Source organism: Streptomyces sp. CLV115 (assembly GCF_038448545.1).
GTDB classification, from domain to species: Bacteria; Actinomycetota; Actinomycetes; order Streptomycetales; family Streptomycetaceae; genus Streptomyces; species Streptomyces sanglieri.
The window spans coordinates 1-19,779 of sequence record NZ_JBCEWQ010000050.1; the positions used below are offsets into that span (position 1 = coordinate 1).

Sequence of the window (19,779 nt, forward strand, 5' to 3'; positions counted from 1 at the left end):
CCCGAGACCCCCACCGCCCCGCATCACCACCACCCACTCACCGGTCCCCCCAGTAGCGCGGATGCACCAGCGTCGACGGCTCCAGCCCCGGCAGCCGGTCGTGCTCCGTGCGCCGCCCCGCGTCCGCCAGCTCCGGCTCCGTCATCGACCGCAGCTCCGGCGCGTTCCGGGCGAGGCCGAGCTTCGGCGCCTTTCCCGGGCCGGCCAGCACGAAGCCCCAGCCGTGCGTGCGCCGGGCCCGGTGCGTGGCCCGGTCGGGTCCGGCCGCGGAATCGGCCGGCCGGCCGTCGATCCGGTACGGGCGGGTACGCAGGCCCGCCGCCCGCATCGACGCCTCGACCGTCCAGAAGGTGCGCGGCCGGGACACCGAGGGGCCTCCATGCACCACCACCCGGCCGCCGGGCGCGAGCGCCTCGGCGACCAGGCCGTAGAACTCCGCCGAGTAGAGCTTCGTGCTGGTGGAGATCCCGGGGTCGGGCAGATCGGAGATCACCACGTCGTAGCCGCCGTGCGCCGCCCGCAGCCAGTTGAAGGCGTCGGCGGTGACCGCGGTGACCCGGGGGTCGCGGAACGCGTGGCCGTTCAGCTCCGAGAGCGCCGGGTCGGTACGGGCCAGCCGGGTGACGCCCCGGTCCAGCTCGACCACGGTGACATCGCGTACGTCCGGGTAGCGCAGCACCTCCCGGGCGGCGAGGCCGTCACCGCCGCCCAGGATCAGCACACGGGCGTGCGGCCCGTTCATCGCCGGGTGCACCAGCGCCTCGTGGTAGCGGTACTCGTCGCGCCCGCTGACCCGCAGCCGCCCGTCCAGATACAGGTCCAGCGAGCTGCGGCCCGATCCCGTCAGCACCACCTCCTGGACCTCGGTCTGCACCGCGACCCGCACCGCGCCCCCGTACACCGCGTGCCGCGCCGCCCGCTCGAAGTCGTCGACCAGCGCGGTGGCGACCGCCAGCACCGCGATCACCGCCACGTTGAACACGATCAGCAGCCAGCGCGAGCGCGGGCCGAGGTCCCGCCGGAACACCCACAGCACCAGCGCCCCGCCCGCCGCCGCGTTGACCGCGCCGGTGAACAGCGCCCCGGTGAGCTGCCCGAGCATCGGCAGCAGCAGGAACGGGAAGGCGAGCCCGCCGACCAGCGCGCCCACGTAGTCGGCGGCGAAGAGATCCGCGACGGCGCCACCCGCGTCCTGCCGGTCGACGCGCTGGATCAACGTCATCAGCAGCGGGATCTCCGCACCGATCAGGATCCCGATCGTGAGCGAGAACCCGACCAGGGCGTACCGCGACTCCCCGATCCAGGCGAACGACGCGTACAGCACCAGCGCCGAGGAACCGCCGACGAGCGCGAGCGCCGCCTCGATCAGCCCGAAACCCACTGCGGCACGACTGCGTAAACGTTTCGCGAGAAGCGAGCCGACGCCCATCGCGAAGACCATCACGGACAGCACGACCGAGGCCTGGGTGACCGAATCACCGATCAGATATGAGGCGAGCGCCACCAGTTCGAGCTCGTACACCAGGCCGCAGGCGGCACAGACGAAGACAGCGGCGAGCACGAGATACCGACCGGTCCTCGGCCGTACGGGAAGGCATGCCGCGCCCCCTCGCAGCGACACCTGCTGGTCGATCATGATGCGAACGCTACGTCACGATTACGTGGCAGCCTGTCACCCACAAGGGTGTAAGTGGCGTGCTCACAACGGAGTTGGGACCACTCAGAACGCAGCCGCCGGCATCCGCACTCCCACTCGGGTGCGCGTCACCACCAACTGTCCCTCCTGCGGGTACGCGTGCCAGGTGCGCCACCGCACCTGGCCCTCGGTCCGCTGGGCGAGCATGGCGGTGAAGGCGTGCGGGCTGCCGGGGAACGTCCCGGCGAGACCCTGCGGGTGGTCGGCCACCAGCGCGAGCAGCTCCTGCGCGCGCCCCGCGAACGAGCCCTCCGAGAGCGTCTCGACGCGCGCCGCGAATTCGTACTCCCATTCCCCGAGGCGCTTGGAGACACCGAGCGGGAGCGGGGTGCTGCTCCCGGGGATACAGGCGACGGTTTCGGAACAGGTGCCGCGGTCCTCTTCGAGAAGCACCTGGTGGGAGGCACCGAGCAGGCGCAGCTGAAGCCTGGCACCCGCGAGATCGAGATCGAGCACGGCCAGGGCGGGGAGCGGTTCGCGCCCCAGCGCCCAGGCCAGATCGGCAGCACGGGTATCGGAATAAGCCGTCTGGAGGGTCGTGAGCATGGGTCGGCTCCGCAAGCAAGCATGGACGCATGGACAGGGGACGCTCCCGGCGCGATGCGCGTGGGAGGTGGGTAGCGCCCGATCAGGTCCAACTGGGGTCCGAGGGCTGAATGTTCTCTCAACCGAGGGAACCACGAATAAGTCACATCCACAGCGTTTTTACCCAACTTGCCGTGGTTTCCATCCCCTCGGGGGCCTCCCGGTTCATCTGTTCACCGGCAACGCGCCGAATGTCCAACAAAAAGGTGTCCGGCGGGAGTTCACCCGCCGGACACCTTCAAAACCAGCCGTCCGGATCAGCTTCCTCCGCCGCATCCGCCCCCGCCGCCGCACGAGGAACCGCCACCGCACGAGGAGTGTCCGCCGCCGCACGAATGACCACCGGAGTGCCCCGAGTGCCCGGAGTGCCCGCTTCCGCAGGACGAACCACCGCCCCCGTCGCTCCCGGCCCACCAGCCGCCTCCCGCGCTGCCACCCGCGGCCCCCCGCCGCACACCGCGCCTGCCGGCCTTCGACCGGTTCCCGGCGCGAACCAGCCCCGAGACGAACAACACGATCAGAACGACCGCCACCACACCGACGAGAACACCCATCGACCCCACGCCCTTCCGTCCCCCGAAGCGAGGTCCCCCGCTTCCCTGCTCCTTCTGCGTGTGAGGGGGATGCCCCCGCCCCCGAACGGCCAAAGCAGACTTGAGCAACTCCAGAGCTTTTGCGCAGGATGACAGCCATGACACAGGGACGACCGCTGCTCAACCGCCGCCTCGCCGAGTTCGGAACCACGATCTTCGCGGAGATGTCGGCGCTTGCCGTACGGACCGGCTCCATCAACCTCGGCCAGGGCTTCCCCGACACCGACGGCCCCGAAGAGATCCGCGAGGCCGCGGTCCGGGCGCTGCGCGACGGGCACGGCAACCAGTACCCACCGGGCCCCGGCATCCCCGAACTGCGCACCGCGATCGCCGACCACCAGCAACGGCGCTACGGTCTCGCCCACGACCCCGACACCGAGGTCCTGGTCACCGCCGGGGCCACCGAGGCCATCGCCGCGTCCATGCTGGCGCTGCTGGAGCCCGGCGACGAGGTCATCGCCTTCGAGCCCTTCTACGACTCCTACGCCGCCTGCATCGCCATGGCGGGCGGCCGTCGCGTACCGCTGACCCTCCGCGCCCCGGACTTCCGCCCCGATCTCGACGCCCTCCGGGACGCGATCACCCCCCGCACCCGGCTGCTGCTGCTGAACAGCCCGCACAACCCGACGGGCATGGTCCTCACCCGCGAGGAACTCACCACGATCGCCGATCTTGCGGTGGAGCACGACCTTCTCGTGGTCACCGACGAGGTCTACGAACACCTGGTCTTCGAGGGCGAACACATCCCGCTGATCTCACTGCCCGGCATGCGCGAGCGCACGGTCTCCATCTCGTCCGCCGGCAAGACCTTCTCGTTCACCGGCTGGAAGGTCGGCTGGGTCACCGCGAGCGCCCCGCTGGTCGCCGCGGTCCGGACCGCGAAGCAGTATCTGACCTATGTGAGCGCGGGCCCGTTCCAGTACGCCGTCGCCGAGGCGCTGCGCCTGCCGGACTCCTACTTCGAGGGCTTCCGCGCCGACCTCCGCCGCAAGCGCGACCTGCTCGGCGACGGCCTGCGCGCGGCCGGGTTCGACGTCCACCGGCCCCAGGGCACGTACTTCATCACCACCGACATCACGCCCTTCGGGGAGAAGGACGCCTACGCCTTCTGCCGCGCGCTGCCCGAGCGCTGCGGCGTCGTCGCCGTCCCCAACTCCGTCTTCTACGACGACCCGGACGCCGGCCGCAGCCAGGTGCGCTTCACCTTCTGCAAGAAGGAGGACGTCCTGCGGGAGGCGGCCGGCCGGCTGCGGCGCCTGGCGCCCTGAAACCGGCCCACCCCGGGGCGGCGGTCGTGCGGACCGCTGCCCCGGGGTGGGGTGTCACTGCCGTACGGGGGCTCAGGCGCCCGGGGCGTCGTCGCCGTCCTCCGGCGCCTTCTCCTCGGCCGGGGCCAGGCCCAGGCGCTCCTGCAGCCACTTGTCGAACTCGATCGAGGCGCGCACCCAGCTGACCGTCGACGAGACGAAGTGCTCCAGGCTGACGCCCGTACCGATGAGCATCTGCGCCTCACCGATCAGGCGGACCGAGACCTCGGTCTCCTCGGAGCCCTCCTCGGGCTCGTGGGTGTGCGTGTAGACCTTGGGCCACAGGGTGCGGCGGTTCCAGTCGTCGATCGCGTCGAGCAGGACCGGGCGCTGGTCCGCGGCGTGCGGGCGGTCGTAGAACGTACGGACCGAGAAGACCTGCTGCTCGTCCTCGCCCCGGAACATGAAGTACGTCCGGAATTCCTCCCACGGCGCCGCGAGGTCACCCTCGTCGTCGACGACGTACTTCAGCTCCATCTGCTCAAGAAGCTGCTTGACGAGGTCCTGGTCAGGGACAACGGGGCCCTCGGGTCCTGCCGCCTGCGGTTCGGGCTGGCCCCCGAAATTCGGAATCGAGGACGGATCGATAGACATCGCTGGGTACTCCTGTGGATCGCACGTGGTTTCCTGCCGACGACCCTAGCCGCGTTTCGCGGCCAGGGGGTCTTCCAGGGCCTGTCGGCCGTGATCGGCCGGACACGCCCTGGGGGTGTCCGGTGAATGAATGCCGGACCCCGGGACGCCGCAGGCATTCGTCGGACACCCCCTAAGCACTACGGGGAGTCGTCTGCCCGTCCGACACCCGGGCCCGGGCCCAGGCGGCGGCGGCGAGAATCGCGCACAGCACTCCGAGGAGTCCGGACGCGCCGATGGTGTTCGCCGACGAGCCGGTCAGCTCCGTCGCCACGCCCCCCGCGGCGACGCCGATCCCCTGCATGGCGGTCACCCCCGACCTGGCGAGTCCCAGTGCCTGGCCACGCCGGTCGACCGGGGTCAGGAGCACGAAGGTGGCGCCGGCGGTGATCTGGTAGGCGGAGCACACCCCGGCCACCAGCAGCAGGAACATGGCCACGGCCACACTGGGGTCGAGCCAGTAGACCAGGAGCGGCAGATTCGCGCCGATCGCCAACGGCCCGAGCAGACGGCGCCGCAACTCGTCACCGACCTTGGCCCGGCCCAGCAGCGCCGCGCCCAGCACCATCCCCGCCGGATGCGAGGCGAGCAGGAGTCCCACCGAATAGGCGCCGCCGCCGGCCTCGTCCGCGAACGGGGCCGCCAGCCCCTCCGGCAGGACGATGAAGCCCGCGAGCCACCCCAGCGCCAGCAGCGACCGGAGCCTGCGGTCCGACCAGATCAGCGCGGCCGCACCCCCGACCTGCGCGCCGAGCCGCGTCCTGCGGGCATCGGCACTCGCCGAGGGACGGGCCTTCACGCCGGTCCTGATCAGGGTCGCCGAAAGGAGGAAGGTCGCCGCGTTCACGCCCAGGGAGAGGTTGCTGCCCAGCCACGCGGCCAGCAGACCGCCGCCGGCGAAGCCGACCAGCTGTCCGACCTGATGGGTGATCTGCATGACCCGCTGGCCGCGTTCGTACCTCTGTGTGCCGAGCACGGTGGGCAGCAGCGCGCCCTGGGCGGCGCCGAAGGGCGCCTCGGCCAGCTGCGCGAGCACCAGCAGCCCGGCCAGCAGCGGCAGGGGCATCCCGGGCAGCGCCATCAGCCCGACCAGCACCATCCGCACCAGGTCGCAGCTGATCATGACCGTACGCCGGGGGAACCGGTCCGCCAGGCCGGACAGGAGCACCCCGGACAGCAGCGCCGGCAAGGTGGTCAGCGCGTACGTCGCCGCGGTCCACCCCGGCGAGTCGGTTCGTTCGAACACGAGCAACGACAGGGCCACGCGGGCCAGTTGGTCACCCAGGATCGACTGGGCGTAGGCAGCCCAGAGGGTACGGAATTCGCCAAGGTGAAAGAGATTGTCAGATCTGGGCTTTTTGAGCCCCGGATTTATCTCATCGCCCATCCGCTCGTTCATGCGGGCACGCTACAGACTGTCCAATTCGGGCCCCAAGCCTGCTCGCGGGCAGGCCACGGAGGACGCTCCGGGGTGTCCTGATTATTCGCACACCACCGGGCGCGCACTGTCCCCGTCCGAGCGGAACTCCCTTGTCAAGGGCGGGTGATGCAGCCCGGAAGGAGCCATTCCAGGGGCTGCCGCCCCTCAGTACAGGGCCAGGCGTTTGGCGCAATATCGATGTTGAACAATGGATCACCAATGACGGCGATGATTCCCCCCATCCCGTTCCTTGCGGAATCACCGCTTTCTCGCGGAATCACCGCGATGTCTCCCCTTCCGCACGGCGGCGCCGACGACAGGGCCCCGGCCGGGGACACCTGGGTCCTCCGGCCGGGGCCCGGCACCGATCGGGCCGGGTGCCCGCTACGAGGCGCCGCCCGGAGCCGCCGCGCCGGTGTCCGCGGTCGCGGGGCCGACCAGCAGGTCGTCGCCGACCCGGTCCACCCGGACGGTGTCCCCGTCCTTCACCTCGCCGGACAGGATCTCCTTCGCCAGCCGGTCGCCGATCGCCGTCTGGATGAGGCGGCGCAGCGGCCGCGCCCCGTACGCCGGGTCGTTGCCCTCCTCGGCCAGCCAGGCCAGGGCGGCCGGGGTGACGTCGAGCGTGAGCTGCCGGTCGGCCAGCCGCTTGGCGAGCCGGTCGATCTGGAGCTTCGCGATGTGCGCGAGCTCGTCGCCGGACAGGGCGGAGAAGACCACCAGGTCGTCGAGCCGGTTGAGGAACTCCGGCTTGAACGAGGCCCGTACGGCCTCCAGGACCCGTTGCTTCTTCTCCTCGGGCTTGGTCAGGGGATCGACCAGGAACTGGCTGCCGAGGTTGGAGGTCAGGATCAGGATGGTGTTGCGGAAGTCCACCGTCCGGCCCTGCCCGTCGGTGAGCCGGCCGTCGTCCAGGACCTGGAGCAGGATGTCGAAGACCTCGGGGTGGGCCTTCTCGACCTCGTCCAGCAGCACGACGCTGTACGGGCGGCGGCGGACCGCCTCGGTGAGCTGGCCGCCCTCCTCGTAGCCGATGTATCCGGGCGGGGCGCCGACGAGCCGCGCCACGCTGTGCTTCTCGCCGTACTCGCTCATGTCGATGCGGACCATGGCCCGCTCGTCGTCGAAGAGGAAGTCGGCGAGCGCCTTGGCGAGCTCCGTCTTGCCGACACCGGTCGGGCCGAGGAAGAGGAACGAGCCGGTGGGCCGGTCGGGGTCGGCGATTCCGGCGCGGGTGCGGCGCACCGCGTCCGACACCGCCCGCACGGCCTCGCCCTGCCCGATCAGGCGCTTGCCGAGCTCGTCCTCCATGCGCAGCAGCTTCTGCGTCTCGCCCTCCAGCAGACGCCCGGCCGGGATGCCGGTCCAGGAGCCGACGACGTCGGCGATGTCGTCCGGGCCGACCTCCTCCTTGACCATCGTGTCCTTCGCGGCCTCCTGCTCGGCCTCGTTCGCCTCCGCCAGCTCCCGCTCCAGGCCGGGGATCTCCCCGTACAGCAGCTTGGAGGCGGTGTCGAAGTCACCGTCGCGCTGGGCGCGTTCGGCCTGGCCGTGCAGCTCGTCGAGGCGCTCCTTCAGCTCACCGACGCGGTTGAGGCCCTGCTTCTCCTTCTCCCAGCGGGCGTTGAGGCCGCGCAGCTCCTCCTCCTTGTCGGCGAGGTCGCGGCGGAGCTTCTCCAGGCGCTGCCGGGAGCCGGGGTCGGTCTCGTTCTTGAGGGCCAGCTCCTCCATGTGGAGGCGGTCGACGGCGCGCTGGAGCTCGTCGATCTCGACCGGCGAGGAGTCGATCTCCATGCGCAGCCGGGACGCCGCCTCGTCGACCAGGTCGATCGCCTTGTCGGGGAGGAAGCGGGAGGTGATGTAGCGGTCGGAGAGGGTCGCGGCGGCCACCAGGGACGAGTCCGCGATGGAGACCTTGTGGTGGGCCTCGTAGCGGCCCTTGAGCCCGCGCAGGATCGCGATGGTGTCCTCGACGCTCGGCTCGGCCACCAGCACCTGCTGGAAGCGGCGCTCCAGGGCGGGGTCCTTCTCGATCCGCTCGCGGTACTCGTCGAGCGTCGTCGCGCCGACCATGCGGAGCTCGCCGCGGGCCAGCATCGGCTTGAGCATGTTGCCGGCGTCCATGGCGGAGTCGCCGCCGGCGCCCGCGCCCACGACGGTGTGCAGCTCGTCGATGAAGGTGATGATCTGCCCGTCGCTCTCCTTGATCTCGGAGAGGACGGTCTTCAGCCGCTCCTCGAACTCGCCGCGGTACTTGGCACCCGCGACCATCGCGCCGAGGTCGAGCGAGACGAGCCGCTTGTTCTTCAGGGACTCGGGGACGTCACCCTTGACGATGCGCTGGGCGAGGCCCTCGACGACGGCCGTCTTGCCGACGCCGGGCTCACCGATGAGCACGGGGTTGTTCTTCGTGCGGCGGGAGAGCACCTGGACGACCCGGCGGATCTCCTGGTCACGGCCGATGACCGGGTCGAGCTTGCCCTCGCGTGCGGCGGCGGTGAAGTCCGTACCGAACTTCTCCAGCGCCTTGTACTGGCCCTCCGGGTCGGGTGTGGTCACCCGGCGCCCTCCCCTGCTCTTCTCGAATGCGTCCAGCAGCCTCTTCGCACTGGCCCCCTGCCCACTGAGGATCTCACCGGCGCGGCCGCCCTCGGCCGCGATGCCGATCAGCAGGTGCTCGGTGGAGATGTAGTCGTCGCCGAGCTCCTTCGCGCGCTGCGCGGCGTCGGCGATGACGGCGAGCAGCTCGCGGTTGGGCTGCGGCGGGGCGACGGTGGACCCGGTGACGCTGGGCTGGGCACCCAGCAGCCGCTCGGTCTCGGTGCGTACGGCGATCTGGTCGGCCTCGACGGCGGCGAGCAGATCGGTGACGTTCTCGTTGTCCTCGCCCGCGAGCAGCGCGAGCAGCAGGTGCCCGGGGGTCAGATCGGGGTGCCCGTCCTTCACGGCCCTGCTGGTGGCCGCGTTGATGGCGTCCCGGCTCTTGTTGGTCAGCTCGGCGTCCACGTGCGCTTTCTCCTCCTTCTTGCGGTGACTGCCCTCTCGACAACACTGACTAGGTCGACGTGCGTAAAGTTGAGTCTACCCCACTCAATCCAAAATTGAGTCCACTCCGCTCAACTTGTGGCCGGGAGCCGTCCCGGGTCCGATTCCACCGATTCCGGCGCTTCGAGTGAACCGGCCGCCCCGGCCCTCCGCCACCGCAGCGGGGGCGGCGGGCCGGACCCCCGCCCGCGCTGCCTACGCTGTCCACATGGCAGTCGACGTGACGAATCCCGGCCCCGAGTACCTCGCCTTCTGGCGCGCGCGGCATGTGTGCACCCTGACCACGCCCCGTCCGGACGGCACGCCGCACGTGGTGCCGGTGGGCGTGACGTACGACCCCGAGACGAGGCTGGCGCGGGTCATCACCGGAAAGAACACCAGGAAGGCCGCCAACGTGCTGGCCGCGGGCCCGGACGGGGCACGGGTCGCGGTCTGCCAGATCGACGGGCGCCGCTGGGCGACGCTGGAGGGGCGTGCGACGGTGCGCACGGAGCCGGAGGCGGTGGCCGACGCGGTACGCCGCTACGCGGAGCGCTACGAGCGCACGCCGGCGCCCAACCCGGACCGGATCGTCATCGAGATCGCCGTCGACCGGGCGCTCGGCAGGGCCTGAGCACGGCTTCGGACCGTACCCGGCCGGGAAAAGCACAACGGCGCCATCGTGTTCAGGTCACGATGGCGCCGTTGTGTGGGGGAGTGACTGAGCGACATGTAACGACGGGGGATCGCTCAGGCACTGCGGGGGGTGGCGGAAATAGTCTCTGGCTCGAACAGCTGGTGGTCACGCCGGTCGAGGTTGACGAAAATCATGTCGTACCGGATCGCACAGCGAACGGGCTGCGGGGCTCCACGCGGCTTGCGGAGGCATCGGTAGGCACGTACTTCGTCGTCTTCTTCACGTGCGACAACGATGGGGTCGCCGAACAGAGTGACCATCAACGAGTCGCCACAGTGGGGGATGGCGGTGACGAGATCGATGAAATGCCAGCCTGATCGGTAGGCCGTGGCCATCTCGCGCCGGAAGGTCCGGTCGTCCGGCGGGATGGTCATGCGCCCGGCTGGACCGTGGCGGAGCCGATACGGGCGGGCGAGACCCAGCCGATGTCGGACGACTTGGCGGGTGCGACCCAGCCGATGTCGGACGACTTGGCGGGTGCGACCGGCCACCCGATGTCGCCGTCGGCCGCGGCCTGGACGACCCAGCCGATGTCGGACGACTTGCCGGGTGCGACCGGCCACCCGATGTCACCGTCGGCTCCGGCCCGGACAGTCCACCCGATGTCGCCACCGGCAACACTGTCCTCGCTCCAGCCAATGTCGCTGCCGCCCAGCAGCCCGATGCCCAGGGCCGCGACGAACGAGACGGCAAGCGCCGAGCGATGCATTCGCTTATACATAGTCGGCTTCGTCCTCACTTGTGGATTCTTCTCCCCCGCACCTAAGACGATGTCTCACCTGGGCACGCGAGCACCACTGAGTAGATGCATCATGTTCCTGCATGTTCAGGAACCTGGGGGGTGACGATATGACCACAAGCAACACAAAGCCGACACATTCTCATGGGATCACCGAACTGTGCGACGCGGGGGCACGCCTTTACGCCAGCGCTTTGCGGTTGGGACGCATCGCCCGCGCCGAAGTGGAACCGGCGCCCTGCCTGATGGAGTTCGCGCTACTGCATCCCGATCCGGACGACCCGGACTGGCTCCGGCCTGTTCCGCCGACCACCGCTCTCGCGCAGCATCTGCATCCCATCGAGCGGGAGATCCTGGAGCGGCGCCGGCACTCGGTCGAACTGACGGAGTCGTTCGAGCCATTCATGGACATCAGCACTCTGGGGCCGCCCAGCACCCACGCCATCACCGTGCTGGAGGGCGAGAACCGGATCAACGCGGCCCTCGATCTCGCCACCGCGGAGTGCCGCGCCGAAGTGCTCACCGTCCAGCCCGGCGGCGGCCGGGCCGAGCATCGTTTCAGCAAGTCGCTGCAACGCGGCCTGTCCGTGGTCCACCGGGGCGTCAGCATGCGCACCCTCTACCAGCACACCGCGCGCCACAGCCCCAGCACGCTCGCGTACGCGGAGCGCATGACCGACGACAACGTGGAGATACGCACGCTCGAAGAGCTGATCGGCCGCCTGATCGTGTTCGACCGGACCGTCGCCTTCATCCCGGCCAGCGACGACGACCAGATGGCCCTGGAACTCCGCCATCCCGGGCTCGTGCAGTATCTGGTCAACGTGTTCGAGCAGTTCTGGACGAGGGCCGCTCCGCTGCGGGAGGAGGTCAAGTACGAACCGACCTCCCTGGGCATCAGCGGGGTTCAGCGCTCCATAGCCCAGCTCCTCGTGGAGGGCCACGTGGACGACTCGATCGCCCGCAGACTCGGCATGAACGTCCGTACCTGCCGCGCCCACGTCGCCAAGCTCGCCGCCGCACTCGGCAGCAGCAGCCGGGCCCAACTCGGCTACCTGATAGCGCGGTCGGGAATCCTGGAGGAGGAGCAGAGCTGACCGGACCCCGCACAGCACACGCACCGCGCGCGACGCGCAGAACGCACGGCACGGCCGTACACCGCCACATCGCGCACCACACCGAGCATCACGGCACCGCACACACCTGCGTACGGCAAAGGGCCGGGAAACCGACCCGCAGGTCCGCTCCCCGGCCCTTCACCGTCGGCTCAGTCCTTCGACTCGGTCCGTCGGCCAGTCCTCCGACTCGGCCTCCGGCTCAGTCCTTCGGCCGCTTCGGCCGCCAGACCACCAACGCGCCGGTCTGCTGGACGTCCTGATACGGCACCAGATCGCGCCGGTAGGAGGCGTGCACCTGGGCCTCTCGCTGCTGCATGGCCTGGGCCGCGCCGTCCACCGCCGCAGACAGCTCGGCGACGCGCTGCTGGAGCGCGGCGACCTGGTTCTCCAGCTCGATGATGCGCTTGATGCCGGCGAGGTTGATGCCCTCGTCCTGCGACAGCTGCTGCACGGTGCGCAGCAGCTCGATGTCGCGGGCCGAGTAGCGCCTGCCGCGCCCGGCCGTGCGGTCGGGCGAGACGAGGCCGAGACGGTCGTACTGGCGCAGTGTCTGCGGATGCAGGCCCGAGAGCTGGGCCGCGATCGAGATCACGTACACCGGGGATTCGTCGGTCAGTTCGTACGGATTGCGTCGTCGGCCGTCCACCTCAAGCTCCCTTCGCTGCCTGGAACAGCTCCGCCCGCGGGTCCTGGCCCGCGGTCGCCTTCCGGTAGGCCTCCAGGGCGTCCCTGGCCTCGTTGCTGAGGTCGCCCGGCACCTTCACCTCGACGGTGACCAGCAGGTCGCCCCGGGTGCCGTCCTTGCGCACGGCGCCCTTGCCGCGGGCGCGCATCGTACGCCCGTTGGGAGTGCCGGCGGGCAGCTTCAGCGTGACCGGCGGGCCGCCGAGCGTGGGCACCTTCACATCGCCGCCGAGCGCCGCCTCCGTGAAGTCGACGGGCACGGTGACCGTGAGGTTGTCGCCCTTGCGGCCGAAGACCGGGTGGGCGTCGACATGGACCACGACGTACAGATCGCCGGCCGGTCCACCGCGCTCGCCCGGGCCGCCCTTGCCGCGCAGCCGGATCCGCTGGTTGTCCGAGACGCCCGCCGGAATCCTGACCTGCATGGTCTTGGAGGACTTCGCCCGCCCGCTGCCCTTGCAGACGTCGCACGGGTCCTGGGCGATGAGGCCCCGGCCCTTGCAGTCCACGCAGGGGTCGGTGAGCGAGAAGCCGCCGCCGGTGCCGCGCGACACCTGGCCGGTGCCGAGACAGGTCGGGCAGACCCTGGGGGTGCCGTTCTTGTCGCCGGTGCCGGAACAGGCCTTGCAGGGCGCCTGGCTGGACATCCTCAGCGGGACCGTGGCCCCCTCGACCGCCTCGGTGAAGCTGAGCGTCACCTCGGACTCGATGTCCTGGCCGCGCCGCGGCTGCACCCGCGTCCCCGTGCCGCCCCGGTTGAACAGGCCGCCGAAGACGTCGCCCAGACCGCCGCCACCGCCGAAACCGCCGGCCGCGCCGCCCTGGCCCCCGCCCTGGGCGCCTCCGAAGAGGTCGCCCAGGTCGAAGTTGAAGTTGCCTCCGGCGCCGCCGGGTCCGGCCCGGAAGCCGCCGTTGCCGAAGAGGGCGCGCGCCTCGTCGTACTCCTTGCGCTTCTTGCTGTCACCGAGGACGTCGTTCGCCTCGGAGATCTCCTTGAAGCGCTCCTCGGCCTTGTCGTCGCCCTTGTTGGCGTCCGGGTGGAACTCGCGGGCGAGCTTCCGGTACGCCTTCTTGATCTCGGCGTCGGTGGCGTCCTTGGGGACGCCGAGGACCTTGTAGTAGTCCTTCTCGACGAAGTCCTTCGTGCTCATCGACGTCCCTCCTTCCGGACGATCGGCCATGCGACCGGCTTGTGTGCCGGTCGCATGGCCGGGCGGTGGGCCACGAGGTGGTCGGACGGAATGTCAGACCTCCTCGGTGCCACCGCTCTCCTCGTCGGTTGCCTTCTCTTCCTTCGCTGCGGCCGGCGTCGCGCCCGGCTGGGGCTCGGCCACCGCCACCCGCGCGGGGCGGATGGTGCGCTCGCCGATCCGATACCCCGGCTGCAGGATCGCCACGCAGGTCGTCTCCGTGACATCCGGCGCGTACGAGTGCATCAGGGCTTCGTGGATCGTCGGGTCGAAGGGCTCGCCCTCCTTGCCGAACTGCTGCAGGCCCAGCTTGGCGACGACCGTCTCCAGAGACTCGGCCACCGACTTGAACCCGCCCACGAGCTCGCCGTGATCGCGGGCCCGGCCGACGTCGTCGAGCACGGGCAGGAGCTCGGACAGGAGACCCGCGACTGCGATCTCCTTGACCGTGGCCCGGTCCCGCTCGACGCGGCGGCGATAGTTCTGGTACTCGGCCTGGAGCCGCTGGAGGTCGCCCGTGCGCTCGTTGAGCGCGGTGCGGACCTGGTCCAGCTGGGCCGTCAGGCCGACTGTCTGTACTCCGTCCCCGGCCGGGGACGCCCCCTCCTCCGAAGAGGGGGCGGCGTCCTTCGGCTCAGCTCCGTCAGGGGTGGCGCCGGAAGGGACGTCGGGCTTCTCCTCGAAACCCGGAGTCTCCTCGGTCACACCGCACCGCCCTTGGCGTCCTTCTCGTCGTCCACGATCTCGGCATCGACGACATCGTCATCGGCCTTGGCCTGCTGGGCACCCGACTGCGGGTCGCCCTGCGGAGCGCCGTCGGCCTGGGCGTTGGCGTACATCGCCTGGCCGAGCTTCTGCGAGACGGCCGCGACCTTCTCGGTGGCGGTACGGATCTCGGCGGTGTCCTCGCCCTTGAGCTTCTCCTTCAGCTCGGTGAGCGCGGTCTCCACCTCCGTCTTCACGTCGCCGGGGACCTTGTCCTCGTTGTCCTTGAGGAACTTCTCCGTCTGGTAGACGAGCTGCTCGCCCTGGTTGCGCGACTCGGCGGCCTCGCGGCGGCGGTGGTCCTCCTCCGCGTACTGCTCGGCCTCCTCACGCATCCGGTTGACCTCGTCCTTCGGCAGCGAGGAGCCGCCGGTGACGGTCATCTTCTGCTCCTTGCCGGTGCCGAGGTCCTTGGCGGCGACGTGCATGATGCCGTTCGCGTCGATGTCGAACGCGACCTCGATCTGCGGGACGCCACGCGGGGCCGGCGGCAGGCCGGTCAGCTCGAACATCCCGAGCTTCTTGTTGTACGCCGCGATCTCGCGCTCGCCCTGGTAGACCTGGATCTGCACGGACGGCTGGTTGTCCTCGGCCGTCGTGAAGATCTCGGACCGCTTGGTCGGGATCGTGGTGTTGCGCTCGATGAGCTTGGTCATGATGCCGCCCTTGGTCTCGATACCGAGGGACAGCGGGGTGACGTCGAGCAGCAGGACGTCCTTGACTTCACCCTTGAGGACACCGGCCTGGAGCGAGGCGCCGATGGCGACGACCTCGTCCGGGTTCACACCCTTGTTGGCCTCCTGGCCACCGGTCAGCTCCTTGACGAGCTCGGCGACGGCCGGCATACGGGTGGAGCCACCGACGAGAACGACGTGGTCGATCTCGGAGAGCTGGATGCCCGCGTCCTTGATGACGTTGTGGAACGGGCTCTTGCAGCGGTCCAGGAGGTCGGCCGTGAGCTGCTGGAACTGCGAGCGCGTGAGCTTCTCGTCCAGGTGCAGCGGGCCCTCGGCGGACGCCGTGATGTACGGCAGGTTGATCGAGGTCTCCGTCGAGGACGACAGCTCGATCTTCGCCTTCTCCGCGGCCTCGCGCAGACGCTGGAGAGCCATCTTGTCCTTGGACAGGTCCACGCCGTGCCCGTTGGCGAACTGCTTCACCAGGTAGTCGACGACGCGCTGGTCCCAGTCGTCACCACCGAGGTGGTTGTCACCGTTGGTGGCCTTCACCTCGACGACGCCGTCACCGATCTCCAGGAGCGACACGTCGAAGGTGCCGCCACCGAGGTCGAAGACGAGGATCGTCTGGTCGTCCTTGTCGAGTCCGTACGCCAGCGCGGCGGCGGTCGGCTCGTTGACGATGCGCAGGACGTTCAGGCCCGCGATCTCGCCGGCCTCCTTGGTCGCCTGACGCTCGGAGTCGTTGAAGTACGCGGGGACGGTGATGACCGCGTCGGTCACCTTCTCGCCCAGGTACGACTCGGCGTCGCGCTTCAGCTTCTGCAGGATGAAGGCGCTCATCTGCTGCGGGTTGAAGCTCTTGCCGTCCAGGTCGATCTTCCAGTCAGTGCCCATGTGGCGCTTGACGGAGCGGATGGTCCTGTCGACGTTGGTCACTGCCTGGCGCTTGGCGACCTCGCCGACCAGCACCTCGCCGTTCTTCGCGAAGGCGACGACGGACGGCGTGGTCCTGGCGCCCTCTGCGTTGGTGATGACGGTGGGCTCGCCGCCTTCGAGAACGCTGACGACGGAGTTAGTCGTGCCCAGGTCGATGCCGACCGCACGTGCCATTTCAATTCCTCCAGCTTGACTACTTGAGTGGATCTGACTCAAGGATGCACGACCCCCGCCTCACTGTCAACAGACCTGAGTCGAGGCGACTCAACTATCGTGCACAGACCCCGCGCGGACCGCCATTTCCCGGGGCTGCGACCCGATCGCGCACGACACCCCCGGCCCCCCGGGCGGCGCAACCCTTCCCCATCATCACCCCATGGGATCGTTCTGTCACAAAATGCCGTGAGCCACGCAAAACCGGCATTCGATCCGCCGCGAACCCAGGCAGGTGCGAACGATGCAGAGACAGAGACAGAGGCAGGGGAGAGACGCGAGGCGGTACGGGCCGCCACCGGCCCTGTCGGCGGTACGCGCACGGGTGCGGCGGTGGGAGTCCCCGCCGGCCAAGCGCGTACTGGACCTGACCCTCGGCTCGGCCCTCCTGACCCTGGCCTCCCCGCTGCTCGCCGCGGGCGCCGTCGCCCTCGCGGCGCGGCGCCCCCCGGGCGGCGTACTGACCCGCTCCCCGCGGGTCGGCCTGGACGGCCACGTCTTCGTACTGCGCTCCCTGAGCACCCGGCGGCTGCGGCTGGACCTGCTCTCCCGGCTGCCGCACGTCGTCCGGGGAGAACTCTCCCTGGTCGGCCCGGAACCCCTGGCGCCGGACGACCCGCGGGCCGCCACCGACCCCGCCGGAGCCTCCGCCTCCCCCGGCGCGAGACACTGGCGGCAGGAACTGAAACCGGGCCTCACCGGCCTGGCGCAGATCCGCTCCCGTTCCGGGATGCCGTGGGACGAGCCCGCCCTGCTGGACCAGCACTACGCCGAGCACCACGGGGTGCGAGTGGACCTGGCCATCCTGGCGAGCGCCGTACACACTCCGCTGCGCGAGGCGGCCCGAGGGCTCGCCCGGCGCGGCAAGGCACGCCTGAGCGACACAGATCACCGCCCCTCCGGCTACAGCACGGCGGAAGAAGTGGGTAGTGTCGGCACAGACTGATTAAGTTACTGCTTAGTAATCACTGATAATCGCCAGTACCCGTCTCATCGACGCTGGATCCGACCGTCCCCACCCTCGCAGGCCCGAGGAGCCCTCAAATGCAACTCGCCGCGATCATCGTGTCGCTGGTTCTGATCGTGGTCGGCGTGGCCCTGTTCGTCCGCGCCCTCCTGCAGATCTACAACTTCATGCGGCTCGGCCAGAACGTGCCCGCGGGCACCCGCACGGACGAACCCGCACAGCGCACCGTCACCGTGGCCAGGGAATTCCTCGGTCACACCCGGATGAACCGCTGGGGCATCATCGGTGTCGCGCACTGGTTCGTGGCGGTGGGCTTCTTCTCCCTGCTCCTGACGATCGTCAACGCCGTCGGCCAGCTCTTCAAGGCCGACTGGATCCTGCCGGTCATCGGCGACTGGGCGCCGTACAACGTCTTCGTCGAGTTCATCGGCACGATGACCGTGCTCGGCATCCTGACCCTGATCGTGATCCGCCAGCTGGCCCATCCGCGCAAGCCGGGCCGCAAGTCCCGCTTCGCCGGGTCCAACTTCGGCCAGGCGTACTTCGTCGAGGCCGTCATCCTCATCGTCGGCGTCTGCATCTTCATGCTGCACGCCCTCGAAGGCGCCCAGCACCACGTCGACGGCTACGAGTCCTCGTTCTTCATCTCGTACCCGGTCGTCAGCTGGCTGGAGGGCATGGACATCTCCACCCTCCAGAACCTCACCTACTTCTTCGCCGGCCTGAAGATCGCGACCTCCTTCATCTGGATGATCACGGTCGCGCTGAAGCAGGACATGGGTGTCGCCTGGCACCGCTTCCTGGCCTTCCCGAACATCTGGTTCAAGCGCAACGCCAAGGGCGAGACCTCGCTCGGCGAGCTGCTGCCGATGACCTCCGGCGGCAAGGAGATCGACTTCGAGGAGCCGGGCGAGGACGACGTCTACGGCGTCTCGCAGATCGAGCACTTCTCCTGGAAGGGCCTGCTCGACTTCTCCACCTGCACCGAGTGCGGCCGCTGCCAGTCGCAGTGCCCCGCCTGGAACACCGGCAAGCCGCTCTCCCCCAAGCTCCTGATCATGTCCCTGCGCGACCACGCGCACGCCAAGGCCCCGTACCTGCTGGCCGGCGGCGGCAAGGACATGGAGGGCAACGAGAAGGCGACCGAGGAGCAGCTGAAGGACGTCCCCGCCGCGGCCCTGGCCGAGGCCGAGCGCCCGCTGATCGGCACGGCCGAGGAGAACGGCGTCATCGACCCGGACGTGCTGTGGTCCTGCACCACCTGCGGTGCGTGCGTGGAGCAGTGCCCGGTCGACATCGAGCACATCGACCACATCGTCGACATGCGCCGCTACCAGGTGATGATCGAGTCCGCGTTCCCGTCCGAGGCGGGCACGATGCTCAAGAACCTGGAGAAGAAGGGCAACCCCTGGGGCCTGGCGAAGAAGCAGCGCGTCGAGTGGACCAAGGAGGTCGACTTCGAGGTCCCGATCGTCGGCAAGGACGTCGAGGACCTCACGGAGATCGACTACCTGTACTGGGTCGGCTGCGCGGGTGCTCTCGAAGACCGCGCCAAGAAGACGACGAAGGCCTTCGCGGAGCTGCTCCACATCGCGGGCGTCAAGTTCGCGATCATGGGCGGCGACGAGAAGTGCACCGGTGACTCGGCCCGCCGGCTGGGCAACGAGCCGCTGTTCCAGCAGCTCGGCCAGGAGAACGTCGCGATGCTGAACATGGCGTTCGGCGAGTCCCTCGACGAGGACGGGGGTGTGGACGAGGCGACCAGGAAGCCGAAGTCGTCGAAGAAGATCGTCGCGACCTGCCCGCACTGCTTCAACACCATCGCCAACGAGTACCCGCAGCTCGGCGGCGAGTACGAGGTCATCCACCACACCCAGCTGCTCCAGCACCTCATCGACGAGGGCAAGCTGATCCCGGTGACCCCGGTCGAGGGTCTGATCACGTACCACGACCCCTGCTACCTGGGCCGTCACAACAAGATCTACACCCCGCCGCGCGAGATCATCGCGAAGGTCCCGGGCCTGCGCAACGAGGAGATGCACCGCCACAAGGAGCGCGGCTTCTGCTGCGGCGCCGGCGGTGCCCGGATGTGGATGGAGGAGCGGATCGGCAAGCGCATCAACAACGAGCGCGTCGACGAGGCCCTCTCCCTCAACCCCGACATCGTCTCCACCGCCTGCCCGTTCTGCCTGGTCATGCTGACCGACTCGGTCAACGGCAAGAAGAACGACGGCAAGGCGAAGGAGTCGATCCAGGTGGTCGACGTCTCGCAGCTGCTGCTGGACTCCGTGAAGACCCCGGCCGACCCGGCCGGGGAGGCGGAGTCGGCGGACGCACCGGAGCCGGAGCCGGTGAAGTGACCCGGTAGACCGCACGACGGAAGCGGCCGGACCTGCCAGGGGCGGGACCGGCCGCTTCCGCTTTTCTCCGCGACTCCCCCGACGCCCTGGGGAGTTCCCCCCGGGGTTCCCCTAGGGGATGTCACAGCTCGGCGGCAATGGCGGGCTGGTTCCCCAGGCCCCCTGACCGCAC

General features: G+C 69.6%; 16 protein-coding genes. 5 read left to right on the forward strand and 11 right to left on the reverse strand.

Annotated elements, in window-relative coordinates:
- Window positions 1-37: 37 nt before the first annotated feature.
- Window positions 38-1,636: a polyamine aminopropyltransferase gene (locus AADR41_RS18850; RefSeq protein WP_342282582.1), complete on the reverse strand. Its 1,599-nt coding sequence runs from the start codon at window positions 1,634-1,636 to the stop codon at window positions 38-40.
- 84 nt (window positions 1,637-1,720) lie between these two features.
- Window positions 1,721-2,242, reverse strand: coding sequence for a DUF2617 family protein (locus AADR41_RS18855; RefSeq protein ID WP_342282583.1), 522 nt, complete (start codon window positions 2,240-2,242; stop codon window positions 1,721-1,723).
- Window positions 2,243-2,972: 730 nt separating this feature from the next.
- Between AADR41_RS18855 and AADR41_RS18860 the strand changes: the two genes are divergently transcribed.
- Window positions 2,973-4,142, forward strand: a complete 1,170-nt coding sequence (locus AADR41_RS18860; RefSeq protein ID WP_342282584.1) for a pyridoxal phosphate-dependent aminotransferase — start codon at window positions 2,973-2,975, stop codon at window positions 4,140-4,142.
- Between the two features lie 72 nt (window positions 4,143-4,214).
- Here AADR41_RS18860 and AADR41_RS18865 read toward each other — a convergent pair whose 3' ends face one another.
- The 3 genes from AADR41_RS18865 to clpB all read right to left on the reverse strand — a co-directional run bounded on the left by AADR41_RS18865 (window position 4,215) and on the right by clpB (window position 9,240).
- A complete protein-coding gene (locus AADR41_RS18865; RefSeq protein ID WP_342282585.1) occupies window positions 4,215-4,775 on the reverse strand; it encodes a YbjN domain-containing protein in 561 nt (186 codons plus the stop codon).
- Between the two features lie 172 nt (window positions 4,776-4,947).
- Window positions 4,948-6,213 carry an MFS transporter gene (locus AADR41_RS18870; RefSeq protein WP_342282586.1) on the reverse strand — a complete coding sequence of 422 codons (1,266 nt, stop codon included), beginning with the start codon at window positions 6,211-6,213 and terminating at the stop codon, window positions 4,948-4,950.
- A gap of 405 nt (window positions 6,214-6,618) precedes the next feature.
- Window positions 6,619-9,240, reverse strand: a complete 2,622-nt coding sequence (gene clpB, locus AADR41_RS18875; RefSeq protein WP_342282587.1) for an ATP-dependent chaperone ClpB — start codon at window positions 9,238-9,240, stop codon at window positions 6,619-6,621.
- A 247-nt stretch (window positions 9,241-9,487) separates the two neighbouring features.
- On the opposite strand from clpB, the gene AADR41_RS18880 reads away from it, so the two are divergent.
- Window positions 9,488-9,892, forward strand: coding sequence for a pyridoxamine 5'-phosphate oxidase family protein (locus AADR41_RS18880; RefSeq protein WP_124719621.1), 405 nt, complete (start codon window positions 9,488-9,490; stop codon window positions 9,890-9,892).
- Window positions 9,893-10,008: 116 nt separating this feature from the next.
- On the opposite strand, the gene AADR41_RS18885 is transcribed toward AADR41_RS18880, so the two are convergent.
- Together AADR41_RS18885 and AADR41_RS18890 are read right to left on the reverse strand one after the other, a co-directional pair.
- Window positions 10,009-10,329, reverse strand: a complete 321-nt coding sequence (locus AADR41_RS18885) for a (2Fe-2S)-binding protein (protein ID WP_072487853.1) — start codon at window positions 10,327-10,329, stop codon at window positions 10,009-10,011.
- Window positions 10,326-10,664 (reverse strand): hypothetical protein, encoded by a 339-nt coding sequence (locus AADR41_RS18890; protein ID WP_342282588.1) that lies wholly within the window; start codon window positions 10,662-10,664, stop codon window positions 10,326-10,328. The genes AADR41_RS18885 and AADR41_RS18890 overlap by 4 nt, the downstream gene beginning before the upstream one ends.
- 140 nt (window positions 10,665-10,804) lie before the next feature.
- On the opposite strand from AADR41_RS18890, the gene AADR41_RS18895 reads away from it, so the two are divergent.
- The gene (locus AADR41_RS18895; RefSeq protein ID WP_446751070.1) at window positions 10,805-11,791 is read left to right on the forward strand and encodes a helix-turn-helix transcriptional regulator; all 987 of its coding nucleotides are present in this window, start codon (window positions 10,805-10,807) and stop codon (window positions 11,789-11,791) included.
- Window positions 11,792-12,011: 220 nt separating this feature from the next.
- Here the strand turns inward: AADR41_RS18895 and AADR41_RS18900 are convergent, their stop codons facing one another.
- The 4 genes from AADR41_RS18900 to dnaK form a co-directional block, all read right to left on the reverse strand.
- Window positions 12,012-12,458: a heat shock protein transcriptional repressor HspR gene (locus AADR41_RS18900; protein ID WP_342282590.1), complete on the reverse strand. Its 447-nt coding sequence runs from the start codon at window positions 12,456-12,458 to the stop codon at window positions 12,012-12,014.
- 1 nt (window position 12,459) lies between these two features.
- Complete coding sequence (gene dnaJ, locus AADR41_RS18905; protein ID WP_342282591.1) at window positions 12,460-13,647, reverse strand: molecular chaperone DnaJ; 1,188 nt, start codon at window positions 13,645-13,647, stop codon at window positions 12,460-12,462.
- A gap of 93 nt (window positions 13,648-13,740) precedes the next feature.
- Window positions 13,741-14,391 carry a nucleotide exchange factor GrpE gene (grpE, locus tag AADR41_RS18910; RefSeq protein ID WP_342282592.1) on the reverse strand — a complete coding sequence of 217 codons (651 nt, stop codon included), beginning with the start codon at window positions 14,389-14,391 and terminating at the stop codon, window positions 13,741-13,743.
- A complete protein-coding gene (gene dnaK / locus AADR41_RS18915; protein WP_342282593.1) occupies window positions 14,388-16,241 on the reverse strand; it encodes a molecular chaperone DnaK in 1,854 nt (617 codons plus the stop codon). Before dnaK ends, grpE begins: the two co-directional genes overlap by 4 nt.
- Window positions 16,242-16,524: 283 nt before the next feature.
- Here dnaK and AADR41_RS18920 point away from each other — a divergent pair, with 283 nt between their 5' ends.
- Both AADR41_RS18920 and AADR41_RS18925 read left to right on the forward strand, forming a co-directional pair.
- Window positions 16,525-17,226 carry a sugar transferase gene (locus tag AADR41_RS18920; RefSeq protein ID WP_342282594.1) on the forward strand — a complete coding sequence of 234 codons (702 nt, stop codon included), beginning with the start codon at window positions 16,525-16,527 and terminating at the stop codon, window positions 17,224-17,226.
- 98 nt (window positions 17,227-17,324) lie between these two features.
- Entirely contained in the window at window positions 17,325-19,607 is a 2,283-nt protein-coding gene (locus tag AADR41_RS18925) for a (Fe-S)-binding protein (RefSeq protein ID WP_342282595.1), read from the forward strand.
- Window positions 19,608-19,779 lie beyond the last annotated feature (172 nt).